Below are 14,252 nucleotides of genomic sequence, written 5' to 3' on the forward strand. Positions count from 1 at the left end.
TAGCCCAAGCGCGATTTCAAACACTTGAATGTCTTTCATAATGTCTCTACTATACCACTTCTGACAATTTCGAACTCATCCTTACCCACTCTAAATATCGAGGAACCAACAGTGTTAAGCTTAAGTCGCGAGACAACAAGCCATCACCTGCGAGGTGCAACGATAATTATGCCATACAGACTCCCGAAAATCGAGGTCAAGACGACGGATAAAATGCAGGACATTACCCCCTTTGCCGGTCTTCTCCCTGTCGTCGAACTTTGGAACGGACTTCATCTTCCCGAAATCATCGACACTTCCATAGGAATCCGAAAACACAAAGGGTACAGGGACTCCGAGCAAATCCTGTCGATGGTCCTGTTGAACCTCAGCGGCGGCAGTGCCGTGGAGCACCTGAAGTTCCTGAAGGAACAGCTTGGGACGAAGAGCTGTCCTCTGCCGTTCCCCTCTCCGACGGCAGCGCGGGATTACGCTTGCGGCTTTCATAACGAATCGGAGGACGAGCACCGAGGCCCTGGCCGTTCTTTCGTCCCTGCGTCTAACGCGGCACTGAAAGGTTTCGAGGAGCTTCATCGTCATCTTCTGCACTGCGCTTTCGAGGCATCTCCTCAGGAGGAGCTGACGCTGGATCAGGACGCGACGTTCATCGAGACGGAGACGTCGGGAGCGTTATACAACTACAAGGGGAAACGGAGTTACGAGGCGCTGAACGTGTATTGTCCTGAGTACGACCTGGCGGTGGCGACGGAATTCCGTGACGGGAATGTGAATCCGGGTTACGGCCAGCTGGAACAGCTGAAGGAGGTACTGGCACACCTGCCCGAGGGAGTGAAGAAGGTGAGGTATCGTTCCGACAGCGCGGGATACCAGACGCGTCTGCTGCGCTATCTTGCGGAGGGAGGGGACGCTCGTTTCGGAGTGATCGAGTTTGCGCTGTCGTGCCCGATCTGTGCGGAGTTCCGTAAAGCGGTCGAGGCAGTTTGCGAGACGGATTGGCATCCCTTGGGCAACGGACGGGAATGGGCGGAGGTCGTCTATGCGCCGCAGTCTTTGAGTCTCAGCAAGAGGGGGCCGACGTATCGATTTCTTGCCGTTCGGGAGCCGTTCGATCTGGAGAAATCTGTTAAGAAGCGCCGATTGTCTCTGGAGCTTGAGGACTCTCGCCAGCTGCGCATTCCCGAGCTGATTGAGGACCTGGAGGGGGAGAAGGAGAGGGCGAAGAAACTGCACCTGACGGAGCTGGGAGGGCGAGTGTACAAGGTGTTTGGTATCGTGACGAACATGGAGGATTTGGATGGAGGAGCGATAATCCGGTGGCATCGGGAGCGGTGCGGCAAGTCCGAGGAAGTGCACCGAATCCTGAAGTATGACCTGGCCGGAGGTCACGTCATCTCGCACCGATTTGGTGCGAACGCATTCTGGTGGAACGTGGCGGTGCTGTCGCTGTCTTTGCACAGTCTGTTGAAGCGCCTGCTGCTGCCCTCTGAAGTGAGGGCGTGCCGTCCGAGTACGCTGAGATTTTTGTTCTACACGAGTGTGGGTCGTATCGTTCGCCACGCGCGGCGCGTTGTGCTGCGAGTGAAGGAGGGGGTGACGGGGAGCTGGCTGCTCGGAGCGTACAGGCGACTGGAGAAGTTGTCCTTTTCGCTGGAATGAGTTGAGATCGAGACTTGCCAATAGCCGAGACTCGGGTGTGAGAACAGGCTCACACTGATGAGTCTATTGCGACAACAGGAGAGCACTCCTTTTTTGACGGCAGAGGAGGGCCGGAAGCGCCGATTTTTTCAAAACTTCCCCTGCCGGCTTCATTGACTTGTCCTGCAATTCTCTTGCCTGTGGTTTTGGGCCCCTGCGGTTCGCTTGACTTTACCCCGCCGTTGCGGTATAAACTGCTTGCGGAAGAAACGCCGTTCTTTTCGGAAAGGAGGGACTCGAATGCTGCGCTGCGGAGGCACCTGAGGAGCTGTCTTGGATGCACGGGATGCATGCCGTGGTGGGATTCCTTCGTTGAGGGAATCGTTCGTTCGGGTCGCGTTTTCCGAGGATTGACGTGTCTTTTCCGCATGCCGTCACTTCCGAATTGAATGGAGGCCGCCCGTTCGGCCTCCTCTTGTTTTTTTAAGGATTCCCCCTTACCCCCTCTCGTCTCCCGATCGAAATCGATCGGTCCGTGCGGAACGAGCAGGACCCTTTGTGCCCCAACCCCAACGGTCCGTCATCCCCGTGAATCTCAATCCCGTAATCGGCGCGCCCGATCGCTTCTGCGCCTGCCAAGGCGACAGCGTCGGGTTCCTCTCCCGTCCGCTTTGTCCGCATGTTCAGGAGGAACGACATCCATGAAGAAGTTCGTGCTTTCACTTTTTGTCCTTGCGCTGCTGCTCTCCGCCACAAGCGCCATGGCCGTCCAGTTCGTCAATGTCGCCACGGGCCCGACCGGGGGCACCTACTACCCCGTAGGCTCCGCCATGGCCAAGATATGGACGGACCATATGAAGGGCATCAAGGCCAGCGCCCAGTCCACCGGGGGAACCATGAACAACATCCAGTTGCTGGCGGACGAGGAGGCCGAGGCGGCCTTTGCCGACGGCCTCTACTACGACGCCTACAACGGACTCGAAAGCTACAAGGGCAAGCCTCAGGCCTTCTTGCGCGCTGCCGCCCCCCTCTATCCGGAGGCCATTCATCTGCTCGTCGCTCGGGACAGCGGCATCGAGACCCTTCAGGACCTGAAGGGCAAGAGGGTCTCCGTCGGCGCCGTGGGCGGCAGCACCATGCTGACGGCCTTTCATCTTCTGCGCCTGGCCGGCCTGGACCCGGAGAAGGACATCGTCCCGGAGAACCTGGGCCATGCAGACACCGTAGCGGCCTTCGCGGACAAGCGCATCGACGCCTCGGTCACCATCGGGGCGATCGGCATCGCCAGCGCCGTGGAGACCACCACCGTCGGGACGGCCTCCCTCATCTCCATCCCGCAGGCCATCGTCGGAAAGATCTGCGAGGAGACCCCCTACTTCAGCCCCATCACGATCCCCGCGGGCACCTACAAGAACCAGCCGGGCCCGATCGAGACCTTCAGCAGCCCCAATATCCTGGCGGTGCACGCAAGGCTGGACGACGACCTCGTCTACGGTATGACCAAGGCCCTTTTCGAGCACAAGGAGGACCTCGTCGCCGTCAGCGCGCGGATGTCGGCCATGAACCCGGAGTCGGTCGCACAAATCAAGATCCCCCTCCACCCGGGAGCGCTCCGCTACTATAAGGAAATGGGCATCCTGCAATAAGCCCATCAGCGATGCGCCGCGACCTTGGGGGACGGATCGAACGCAGTCCGTCCCCGGCCGACCGAAAAAGGGACCCTGCGGATCTCAGGACGACCGCGATCTTCGTCCTCTGCATCGCCATGTCCCTGTTCCATCTCTACACCGCGGGGATCGGCCTCCTCCAGACGCCCGTCCAACGGGCCATCCACCTGGGGTTCGTCCTGGTCCTGACCTTCCTGCTCCACCCGCTGAAGGGGGGATGGGGGCGGCTCGACGGTATCCTGATCCTCTGTGCCCTCGCCGGAACGGGCTACATCGCGCTCTTTTTTGAGCCCATCGCCCTGCGGGGAGGGAAGGCCCTGCCCCACGAGATCGTCCTGGGATGCCTCACCATGCTGACCGTCCTGGAGGCCGGCAGACGCGCTCTGGGAAGGACGCTCCCCCTGATGGGGCTGGCCTTCCTGCTCTATTGCCGCTACGGCCGTTACGCTCCGTCGATCTTCATGCATCGGGGCTATTCCCTGGAGCGGATCGTCCAGCACATGTACCTGACGACGGAGGGCATCTTCGGCGTGGCGCTCGGGGTCTCGTCCACGTTCATCTTCATGTTCATCCTCTTCGGGGCCTTCCTGTCCCACAGCGGAGGCGCCAGGCTCTTCAACAACCTGGCCCTTTCCCTGGCGGGAAAGAGGCCGGGGGGCCCCGCCAAGATGGCCATCGTCGCCTCGGGGCTCCTGGGGACCATCAACGGCTCCTCCATCGCCAACGTGGCCACTACCGGAGCCTTCACCATCCCGCTGATGAAGGAGGTCGGCTACACTCCGGAGGAGGCCGGGGCCATCGAGGCCTGCGCCTCCACGGGCGGCCAGCTCATGCCGCCGATCATGGGGGCCGGGGCGTTTGTCATGAGCGAGTTTCTGAGCGTCCCCTACATCAGGATCCTCTCGGCCGCGACCGTCCCGGCCCTGCTCTACTATGCGGGGCTTCTCACGAACGTCCATCTCGGGGCCCGCAGGGCGGGCATGAGGGGGATCGGCGGGGAGGCCCCCAACGTCGGGGCGGTGCTGCGGGCCGACGGACACCTCCTGCTTCCCCTCCTTCTCATCGTGGCGATGCTGATGAGCTCCTACACGCCGCTCAAATCGGCCTTTTGGGCCATCGTCCTGATGGTAGGCATCTCCTCACTGCGGCGGCATACCCGCATGGGCCCCGGTCTGTTGGCCCGTACCCTGGCGGACGGCGCACGCAGCGCGGTCGGCACCGGGATCGCCTGCGCCGTCGTGGGGTTCGTCGTCGGCGGAAGCTCCCTGACCGCCCTGGGACTGACGCTCTCGGACAACATCCTGGACCTCGCCGGGGGCGCTCTGCCGTTCGCCCTGATCCTGTCGATGGGCGCCTGCCTTCTTCTGGGCATGGGACTGCCGACCACCGCCAACTACATCGTGACCAGCACGGTGGTGGCCCCGGCCCTCGTCAAACTGGGAGTCATGCCGCTCGCCGCCCATCTGTTCGTCTTCTACTTCGGGATCATGGCGGACATCAGCCCCCCGATCTGCCTGGCCTCCTTCACGGCTGCGGGCATCGCCAAGGCGGACGCCACAAAAACGGGGATCAAGGCCTTGTTCCTCGCTCTCTCCTCCTTTTTGCTGCCCTATCTCTTCGTCTACCGCCCTGAAATCCTATTGGAGGCGGGGTCCCCATGGGACAGCCTGGTGGCCGCATCAGGAGCACTGGTCGGCGTCGCCGCCCTGGCCGTCGCCGTCCAGGGATGGTGGGGCAGGCCCTTGGGCGTCGCTATGCGCATTGCCGCCTTCATCCTGGGGCTCGCGTGTTTCGCCCCCTCCCCCACGCTGCGCATCGCCGCCGCATTGGCGGCGGCCGGGCTGGGATGTGCGGTTCGCTCCGAAAAGACAAGCTCCGCTTGGGAAAGGATAAGGGATCCCAAATGAAGATATTGATCGTATCCGGCTTTCTGGGGGCCGGGAAGACCACGTTCATCCGGGACGCGGCGCGCCGGATCGGCGGCTCAATCGTCGTCCTGGAGAACGAGTTCGGCGAGGTGGGGGTGGACGGGGATCTCCTGTCGGACGCCCCCCTCGAGGTCGTCGAGCTGGCCCAGGGCTGCATCTGCTGCTCCATGAAGACGGATTTCCTGCGGGCCGTCGCCGAGATCGACTCTCGTTTCCACCCCGATGCCCTCCTCATCGAGCCCACCGGGATCGGCTCCCTGAGCCTCATCCTCGCGTCCCTCTCTCAGGACATGGGGAACGGCGCCGTCCTCGCCCGTCCCGTCACGCTCGTCGACGCGGAGGCGTTTTTGGACTACCTCGAGATCTTCGGCGAGTTCTATCGCGATCAGATCGTCAACGCCTCCACCCTGATCGTCACGAAATCGGAGGAACTGCCACCCGAGGAGCGCGAGAGGGTGTTCTGGAGCCTGGCCGACCTGAACCCGAAGGCCGAGATCGTCCTCCCCCCCTACGAGGAGCTCCCTCGGGAGTGGTGGGATCGTCTGCTGGAGCCCTCCGGGGCGAGGTGCGCCGTCCCGGCCGGGAACTCCGCGGCGCTCTCGCTGGAGAGCCTGGGGCTGAGGGACCTGGCCTTCAGAAGTCGGGACGCCCTGGAGGAGTGCCTCGACCGTCTGGGCTCCGGCTCGTTCGGCCGGATCCATCGGATCAAGGGCATTGCCCCCGCAGGCGAAGGGTGGCTGCGCTTCGACGTCGCGCGCCGGAGGCGGACGATAGGGGCGTGGCGGGCGGAGAAAGCGTCCAGCAAGATGACGCTGATCGGCGAGGACCTGGACACCGCGGGAATCCGAAAGGCGCTGTCCGAGTTTCGGGCCGGGACCGTCTGAGGTCCGGCCGGCGCCGACGGCGTGAATTTCCGAGAGGGAACGGAAGGGAGAACGGATATGCCGATGAGCAAGGAGGAGTATCTCAAGCAGCTTTCGGACTGCGTTCTGGAGATGGAGGACGAAAGGGTCGTAACGGTTGCGGAGGAGTACGTCCGAGAGGGACACAGCGCCCTGGACGGGATCAACCTCGGCCTGGTGGACGGCATGAATCGCGCGGGGCTGCTTTACGAGCAGGAGGAATACTTCGTGACGGACCTCCTGCTCTGCTCGGACGCCATGTACAACGGACTGGACGTCCTGAGGCCACGGCTGAAGGCCGAGGCCGCGGATACGGGGGAGCCGATCCCCTGCGTCATCGGGGTCGTGCAGGGGGACACCCATGATATCGGAAAGAATCTCGTGAAGATCATGATGGAGACGGCGGGGTTCACGATGCACGATCTGGGCCGGGACGTGCCCATCGAGTCCTTCGTGGACAAGGCCCAGGAGGTGGGCGCGCGTCTCATCTGCCTCTCCACCCTCATGACCACGACGATGGTCGGGATGCAGCGCGTGGTGGAGCTCCTGAAGGAACGCGGGCTCCATGGAAAGGTCAAGGTCATGATCGGCGGCGGGCCCGTCTCCCAGAGCTTCTGCGACAAGATCTCCGCGGACGCCTACACGGGCAATGCGATGGAGGCCGTCCGCGTGGCGAAATTGCTCCTGAAGGGCGAGCCGGTCCCCGCCTCCTGACAGGCAGGCGCCGGCCCGATGCAACACCTAAAAGCGCCTGAAACGACGCTCGCCGGCAGGCCTGCTTATCGCCCCTGTGGGCGATGGGGCAACGGAGGGTCCCCTGAGCGGGGATTCGAGGGAGGGCAGGATCTGCGGAAGGAGGGAACAGCGTGAACGAAAAGGAAAGGCTCCTCGGGGTGCTCCGCGGCGATCCCATCCGTGAGGTGCCCTGCATCTGTCCCGGCGGCATGATGAACGCCATCGTCGTCGGCCTGATGGACCGGTGCGGGATCGCCTGGCCGGAGGCCCACACGGATCCGGTCAAGATGGCCGAGCTCGCCAGGGCCGTGTACGACCACGACATGTTCGAGAACTACGGGGTGCCCTTCTGCATGACCGTGGAGGCCGAGGCGATGGGGGCCCCGGTCGACATGGGGAACAGGGAATGCGAGCCTCACGTGACGGACTACGTCCTGAGCTCGGTGGACCGCTGGGAGGATCTGGCCGATCCCGACCCGTACCGCGGGCGTCCCGGGGTCGTCATACGGGCCATCGAGGAGCTCCGGAGGACGGGAAGGGACGAGGTCCCCATCATCGGCAACCTGACGGGCCCCCTCAGCCTGGCGACGTCCCTGGTGGATCCCATCGATTTCTACAAATCCCTGCGGCGTAAAAACGAACAGGCCCACGCCCTGATGCGGAAAGTGACCCACACGCTGATCCGCTTCGGAGTCGCCCAGACGGCGGCCGGAGCGGACGTCCTGGCCATCTCCGACCCCAGCGGCACGGGCGAGATCCTCGGTGCGCGCTATTTCGAGGAGTTCGCCGTCCGATACCTCAACGAGCTGATCCGCGGCGTGCGCCGGGTCTTCCCCGAACTCCGCTTCATCGTCCACATCTGCGGCAGGATGAAGAACGTGTTCGGCGAGCTGCGGGCGGTGGAGGCCAACGCCTTCAGCTTCGATGCGATGGTGAACCTGCGCGAGGCGCGAAAGCAGCTGGCGCCCCGCAAGGTCATGGGCAACGTCAGCTCCTTCGGCCTGGTCTTCGCCTCCGGGGAGAGGGCCGAGGCCATGGCCCGAGCCGCCATCAACATGGGCTCGGACATTCTGGCGCCGGCCTGCGGCCTGGGTACGCAGTCGGACATCCGCTCCGTGCAGGGCCTCCTGAGGGCGGCCAGACGGAACCGGGAGGAGGCCCCCCTTTCATGCACGCCCTGAAGGTCCCGGCCAGGGGGCTTTCCCTCCCCCTGGCGCCGGGCGTGGATCTCCTGACGGCCCTGCGGTCCGCAGGACTTCGGGTCAACGCGGCCTGCGGGGGGCGGAGGACGTGCGGCAAGTGCAAGGTCCGCATACTCGACGGGACGGTCGACCCCGCGAGCGGGGAGGAGCGGCGCTTTCTCTCCGAGGAGGAGCTGAGCGGCGGCGTACGCCTGGCCTGCTTCGTCCGCCCGAGGGGGGACGTCAGCGTCCTGCTCCCCGACGCGGAGGAAAGGGGACACCCGATCCTGACGGACGGCTTCGTCCCCGACTTCGCCTTCGACCCGCCCCTGCGGCGGGAGACCGTCGCCGTGAACGCCCCCACCCTCGAGGCCCCGCTCTCCCTGGACGAGCGCCTGGCCCAGGCGGCAGGACTGAGGACGATACCGATCGCCACCCTGAGGCGACTCCCCTCCGAGGGGACCCGGTTCTCCATTCTGACCCACGATGGGGAGTTTCTGACGGCGGAGCCCGAGGTCGGCGAAGGCCTCTTTGCCGCGGCGGTGGACATCGGGACGACCACGGTCGTCGCGTCGCTCATCGATATGGATACGGGGCTCGAGCTGGGCAGCGCCTCGGCCGTCAATCCGCAGAAGGAACATGGGCAGGACGTTCTGACCCGGATCACCTGGGTTCAGGAGACGGGGTCGGAGGGCGTCGACCGGATGCGGGGCGAGATCGTCCTGGCCGTCGAGGAACTGATCCTGTCCCTCTGCGAAGCCCGATCGATCCCGCCCCGACGGGTGCTCCAGCTCAACGTGGGGGCGAACGCGACCATGACCCACCTCCTGCTCGGCGTGGATCCCCGCTCGATCGGCTGCTCCCCCTACGCGCCCCGGCTGAGGCACGAGCGGTACGAACGGGCCTCGGATCTGGGGTTCACACGCATCCATCCGGAGGCCCGGGTATTCTGCCTTCCGCAGATATCCTCCTTCGTCGGAGGGGATATCGTCGCCGGCATCGTCACGGCGGACCTGACGGGGACGCAGGACAACGTCCTGTTCATCGACATCGGGACGAACGGCGAGATGGTCCTCTCCCGAAGGGGGGAGCTCTTCGCCGCCTCCTGCGCGGCAGGGCCGGCCCTCGAGGGGATGAACATCGGCTGCGGGATGCGCGCCCAGGAGGGGGCCGTCGAGGAGGCGTCCCTGCGGGAGGGCCGTCTGTCCCTGGCCACGATCGGGGGAAGGCCGCCTCTCGGCCTCTGCGGCAGCGGAATTCTGGCCGTCGTTCGGGAGTTCCTCTCGGCGGGCTTGATCACGAAGCGGGGCAACATCGCCCGCGCGGAGGAGGTGAGCGCGGAGCTGCGCCCGTTCATCGGGGAGGCGGGAGGGAAAAGGAGCCTTGTGCTGTGCGGCGGCCCCCCTTCCCTGTTCCTGACCCAGAGGGACGTGAGGCAGATCCAGCTGGCCAAGGGCGCCATCCTCTCCGGGGCCCTCTGCCTGGTCTCCGCCGCGGGACTGGCGCCGGACGAGGTGGACCGGGTCGTGATCGCCGGACAGTTCGGAAAGCACCTGGCCCCGGAAAGCCTGGTCGGCGCAGGGCTGCTCCCAGCCTCCTTCGGGGATCGGATCCATTACATCGGAAATTCCAGCAAGACGGGAGCCTATCTTTCCCTGGTGTCCCGCGAGCATTACCACAGGATGACCCACGGCATCCGCCAGGTCCGCTACATCGAGTTGAGCACGCTCCCGGGCTACGACAGAACCTTTGCCGAAGCGCTGCTCTTTTGAGCGGGCGAACGGCCCGCATCGCCGGGCGGAGCGGTTCGCCCGCATCGAAGGCAAGGCGGCTTCGTCCGCCGAGCCGGGGAGATCCGCCCGGCAGGAAACCGAGGGAGGGAGGATCGTGAAGATCTATCAATGCAAGTCTGAGGACGCGCCGAGCCTCGTCCCCGTCCTGCGGGAGCTGGGGCTGAGCTACGAGGAGACCCTGAGGGAGGGAGTGGCCCTCGCGCGTGCGGCGGAGGGGGTGCGGGAGAAAAACGGCATGGTCCACACCATGCTCCCCCTCTCGGAATGCCTGATGTCGGCCTGCCTGGGGGCCTCCATCAAATGGGATCCGGAGTACGGGGACCGCGTGGCCAGAGAGGCCTTCTCCGACTGGGAGGAGGCCGAGGCCTTCCGGTCAGAATCCATTGGTCGGGCCCTCCTGGAGCCCCTCTTCGAGGCCGTCGGGATGCTGAAGGAAAAGGGCGCCAGGATCGTCGTCGGCGTGACGGGGCCCATCTCCCTGCTCTCGGCCCTCCTTCCGACGGAGGAGGTCTATCGGGCCATGGCGAAGCGGAAGGATCCCTTCCCCAGGCTTTTAGGGATCGTCGAGGACTTCGTCGCGGAGCACATCGAGCGGTTGGACGCACTCGGACCGGAGCTGATCTACCTCGTCGACACCCTCGGGTCCCTGGACCTCGTGGGGCCCCGTCTGTTCCGGCAGGTTTCCGGCCCCAGCTACCTGCGCGTGCTCAGACGGGCGGAGGCCCTGGCGACGCCCATCTACATGTGCCCCAAGAACATGACGTCGCTCTTCTCCGTGGGGTTCCTGGAGAAGGCCGAGGACGGGAATCTTTGTGCGGGGCCATGCCTGGCCCGGAGGTTCCGGGAGCTGCGCTGGGGGAGGTGCCGCCTCGCCCCGGAGGCTCCGGCGTAGCCTTTCGGGCTCCGGATCGTCGGCCGAGGACGCCGAAACGGCGTCCGGGCATCATGATTTTCCAGTTTTTCAATACGGAAAGGAGCGTTCGGGACATGAGCCATGCGGCAAAAAAAGGAACGGGGCCTGCGGCGGACCGGCAGGAACGCCTCAAGGTCTCCATCTCGCTGTGCGAGACGGCCATCACCCTCTTCGGCGTGAACACGAGGGATTACTATTTCAACGCCGACACCATGGCCGACGTCGAGGCGCGGTTCTGGGAGCGGTTCCGGCCGGACGGCGCGAGCATCTCCATCACGCTGCGCGGCATGGCGGAGGCCATGGGTTCCGTCATATCCTACAAGAACCACTGCATCCCCAGCGTGGAGACGCCGCGGGTCCGGGAACCCAAGGACGTCTACGGGCTCAGGGTCCCCGATCCCCTCAAGGACGGCCGTCTGCCCATCGTGCTGAACGCCCTCGTCAAGCTCCGGAAGAGGCTGGACGGAAAAATTGCCGTGGGCGCCGGAATGGCCGGCCCGGTGAGTGTCGCCATCGCCGTCTGCGGCGCGGAGAACTTCCTGCGCTGGACGCGCCGCCACCCCGAGGAGATCAAGCACATGATGGACATCATCGTGGAGGGGAACAATCGGTACATCGACGAGCTCGGCAAGCGCGGGATCGTCGGGCTCTCCTTCTCGGACCCCGTGGCCTCGACGGACCTGTTGGGCTACAAGCAGTTCCTCGAGTTCTCCCTCCCCTACTTCACGGCCAACGTGCGGTACGGCGGCAAGGTCCTGGGAAAGAATCCCGGCACCCACATCTGCGGACACACCAAGGGGATCTGGAAGGACATCGTGGGGTCCGGGGTTTCGAGCTTCAGCATCGACAACGTGGAGGACCTGGCCGAGGCCAAGGAGATCATGGGGGACAGCATCGCCATCATCGGGAACGTGCCTCCGGTCAACGTCCTGAACCTGGGCGGGGAGGAGGATATCAGGAGATCCGTCGCGGAGTGCATCCTGAAGGGACACGACTCCCCCAAGGGCTACGCCCTGGGATCCGGCTGCCAGGTGCCCCTTTTCACCCCCGCGGAGAACATCGACGCCTACATCCGGTGGGGAAAGGAGTTGGGTAAATTGCCCATCGACGTCGAAAGGCTGCAGCGCATCGCGGCCGGCGAGGAGGGCGCCGCGTGAGCGGCGGTGCCCCCGAAAAATCCCGGAGCCCCGTACCCTGACTGGGTGCTCGTATTCCCGCCGCGGGCCGGATGGCCGGGGGATCTGCACAGGCCCCCGGCCATCCTTCGACGAAAAAACGGCGGAGGCCGGTCAAATTTCGTCCAGAAGCTGCTGGATGCTCTTCTTTCCGAAAATCACCTTGTCGTCGTCGACCACGAGGCAAGGGACGCTCATCACGTTATACCGTTCCTTCAGCGCTCCAAAGTGGTTGATGTCGTACACGTCCGCCGTCACCAACGGATTCAGCGACGCAATCTGCTGGGCGGCTGCAACCAGCTCCGGACACATCGTACAGGAGAGGGAGATCAGGATTTTCATATCGATCTTTCTGTCGATCCCCCGAACCCGCCCCCTCGTCTCCTCGTCCAGGGGCTGCCCCGGTCCGGAGGCATTGTAGAGCCCCAGCATGAAGGAGGTGAATTCGTGCCCGCCGGGCACGCCGTGAAAGGCCAGGCCCGTCTCCGTACCATCCTCCCTCAAAATCCTGACACAGGGCAGCTCCGAGGATGCCATCCCCTCGCCCGTCGACACGGTCAGCTTGTCCGTCAGTTGCGCCAGCTCCTCCATATAATTCCGGAGCTCGTGCGAGACGGGCCGGGAATCGAGGTAGAGCTTCAGGATCAAGTTCCGCTCCATCCGGGAAAAGATGACGTCCATCTGCTGACGCATATCCGGAGAGAACAGGCCGCCTGCCGAAGGCTGAGGGGCCTCGCCCTTCGCCTCCGGGGCCGGAGCGGCCTCCCTGCGGACCGGCTTGAGCGGGTGGATGCCCGTCTTGGCCTGCATCGCCGCCGCATACCGCTCCAGCTCCGTCGCCGCCGTGGCCCCATCGCCAACGGCGGTAACGACCTGCCGCAGGTTTTTCACGCAGACGTCCCCCGCCGCGTAGACGCCGTCCAGACCGGTCTTCTGGTTGCGGTCGGTGACGACATAGCCCTGCGGGTCGAGCTCCACTTTGCCCTTGACCAGCTCCGTGGCCGGCACATAACCGGCGAACACGAACACGCCAAAGGTGTCGTTCCCCTCCGTCGAGAACACGGTCTCCTCTCCGGTCCGGGAGTTCCTGTAGCGGATCCTGCGAAGGGCGGTGTCGCCCGACACCTCCTCCACCTGCGTGTTCGTCAGCACCGTAATCCGGGGATGGTCCCGCGCCTCCTGTGCCGTGGCCCCCGCGCAGGAAAAGTCGTTCCCGCGGATCAGCACCGTCACATGGCTGGCGTATCGGGTCAGGAAAACGCTCTCCTCCGCCGCGGCAAAGCCGCCGCCGACGACAAAAACCTCCTTGCCCGTGAAAAACTCGCCGTCGCACGTGGCGCAATAGGCCACGCCGCGGCCGCGGAATTCCGCCTCGCCGGGGAAGCCGAGCATCCGCGGATGGGCGCCGGTCGCGATCAGCACGCCGAAACAGGAGTAGACGCCCCGATCCGTATGGACCTTTTTGACATCCCCATCCAACTCCAGGCCCACGACCTCCGCCATCAGGAACTCGGCGCCGAAGTTCTCCGCCTGAACGCGCATGGCCTCGGTCAAGCTTTTTCCATCCGCCCGCCCGACCCCGGGGTAGTTCACGACCTCGGAGGTGATCGTAATCTGACCGCCGAAGGCCTCCTTTTCAACGATCAGGACACGGTAACAGGCACGGGCGAGGTAGAGGCCTGCCGTCAAACCGGCAGGCCCCCCTCCCACTACAACGACATCATAAAAGTTCCGGTCGTCCATCAGAGCTTGCCAACCAGATCGAGGCTGGGCTTCAAGGTATCCGCACCGGGCTGCCACTTGGCCGGGCAGACCTGATCCCCATGCTGGGCCACAAACTGGCAGGCCTGCAGGCGGCGGAACAGCTCATCGACATTACGGCCCACGTTGCCGGCATTGACCTCGTACACCACGATCTTTCCATCAGGATTGACGATAAAGCTGCCGCGCTCCGCCAGGCCAACCTCCTCGATCAGCACGTTGAAGTCCCTGCTCAGCGCGTGGGTGGGGTCCGCCAGCATCGGATAGGAGATCTTGCCGATGCGCTCGGACCCGTCATGCCAGGCTTTATGGACAAAATGGGTGTCCGTGGAAACGGAGTAGACCTCGCAGCCCGCCTTCTTGAAATCGGCGTACTTGTTCTGAAGGTCCTCGAGCTCCGTGGGGCAGACGAAGGTAAAGTCCGCAGGGTAGAAGAAGAAAACGCTCCACTTACCCAGGATATCCGCCTTCGTCACGGTCTTGAACTCACCGTTGTGGTAGGCCTGAACCTTAAAATCGCTCACTTCTTTGTTGATCATGGACATCGGAAAATCCTCCTTTG

Annotated in this window: 11 protein-coding genes; 9 read left to right on the forward strand and 2 right to left on the reverse strand. The window is 64.2% G+C overall.

Annotated features, from left to right (window positions below; translation table 11 throughout):
- The first annotated feature begins 351 nt into the window (after positions 1-351).
- The 9 genes from EII26_RS06500 to EII26_RS06540 all read left to right on the forward strand — a co-directional run bounded on the left by EII26_RS06500 (position 352) and on the right by EII26_RS06540 (position 11,911).
- Entirely contained in the window at positions 352-1,656 is a 1,305-nt protein-coding gene (locus EII26_RS06500) for a transposase (RefSeq protein WP_158612188.1), read from the forward strand.
- 680 nt (positions 1,657-2,336) lie between these two features.
- A complete protein-coding gene (locus EII26_RS06505; RefSeq protein ID WP_124888344.1) occupies positions 2,337-3,281 on the forward strand; it encodes a TAXI family TRAP transporter solute-binding subunit in 945 nt (314 codons plus the stop codon).
- Between the two features lie 11 nt (positions 3,282-3,292).
- The gene (locus EII26_RS06510) at positions 3,293-5,209 is read left to right on the forward strand and encodes a TRAP transporter permease (protein WP_124888345.1); all 1,917 of its coding nucleotides are present in this window, start codon (positions 3,293-3,295) and stop codon (positions 5,207-5,209) included.
- Positions 5,206-6,114: a CobW family GTP-binding protein gene (locus tag EII26_RS06515; RefSeq protein WP_158612189.1), complete on the forward strand. Its 909-nt coding sequence runs from the start codon at positions 5,206-5,208 to the stop codon at positions 6,112-6,114. Before EII26_RS06510 ends, EII26_RS06515 begins: the two co-directional genes overlap by 4 nt.
- Positions 6,115-6,177: 63 nt before the next feature.
- Positions 6,178-6,846 (forward strand): corrinoid protein, encoded by a 669-nt coding sequence (locus EII26_RS06520; protein ID WP_199735091.1) that lies wholly within the window; start codon positions 6,178-6,180, stop codon positions 6,844-6,846.
- 152 nt (positions 6,847-6,998) lie between these two features.
- Positions 6,999-8,048, forward strand: a complete 1,050-nt coding sequence (locus EII26_RS06525) for a uroporphyrinogen decarboxylase family protein (RefSeq protein WP_124888348.1) — start codon at positions 6,999-7,001, stop codon at positions 8,046-8,048.
- Positions 8,036-9,820 carry an ASKHA domain-containing protein gene (locus EII26_RS06530; RefSeq protein WP_124888349.1) on the forward strand — a complete coding sequence of 595 codons (1,785 nt, stop codon included), beginning with the start codon at positions 8,036-8,038 and terminating at the stop codon, positions 9,818-9,820. The genes EII26_RS06525 and EII26_RS06530 overlap by 13 nt, the downstream gene beginning before the upstream one ends.
- 115 nt (positions 9,821-9,935) lie before the next feature.
- Entirely contained in the window at positions 9,936-10,733 is a 798-nt protein-coding gene (locus EII26_RS06535) for a uroporphyrinogen decarboxylase family protein (RefSeq protein WP_124888350.1), read from the forward strand.
- A gap of 95 nt (positions 10,734-10,828) precedes the next feature.
- Positions 10,829-11,911, forward strand: coding sequence for a uroporphyrinogen decarboxylase family protein (locus tag EII26_RS06540; protein ID WP_158612190.1), 1,083 nt, complete (start codon positions 10,829-10,831; stop codon positions 11,909-11,911).
- Positions 11,912-12,043: 132 nt separating this feature from the next.
- Here EII26_RS06540 and EII26_RS06545 read toward each other — a convergent pair whose 3' ends face one another.
- Positions 12,044-13,672, reverse strand: coding sequence for an FAD-dependent oxidoreductase (locus EII26_RS06545; RefSeq protein WP_124888352.1), 1,629 nt, complete (start codon positions 13,670-13,672; stop codon positions 12,044-12,046).
- Positions 13,672-14,235, reverse strand: a complete 564-nt coding sequence (gene ahpC, locus EII26_RS06550) for an alkyl hydroperoxide reductase subunit C (protein WP_124888353.1) — start codon at positions 14,233-14,235, stop codon at positions 13,672-13,674. Before ahpC ends, EII26_RS06545 begins: the two co-directional genes overlap by 1 nt.
- Positions 14,236-14,252 lie beyond the last annotated feature (17 nt).

It is taken from the genome of Fretibacterium sp. OH1220_COT-178, assembly GCF_003860125.1.
Classification (GTDB): domain Bacteria; phylum Synergistota; class Synergistia; order Synergistales; family Aminobacteriaceae; genus CAJPSE01.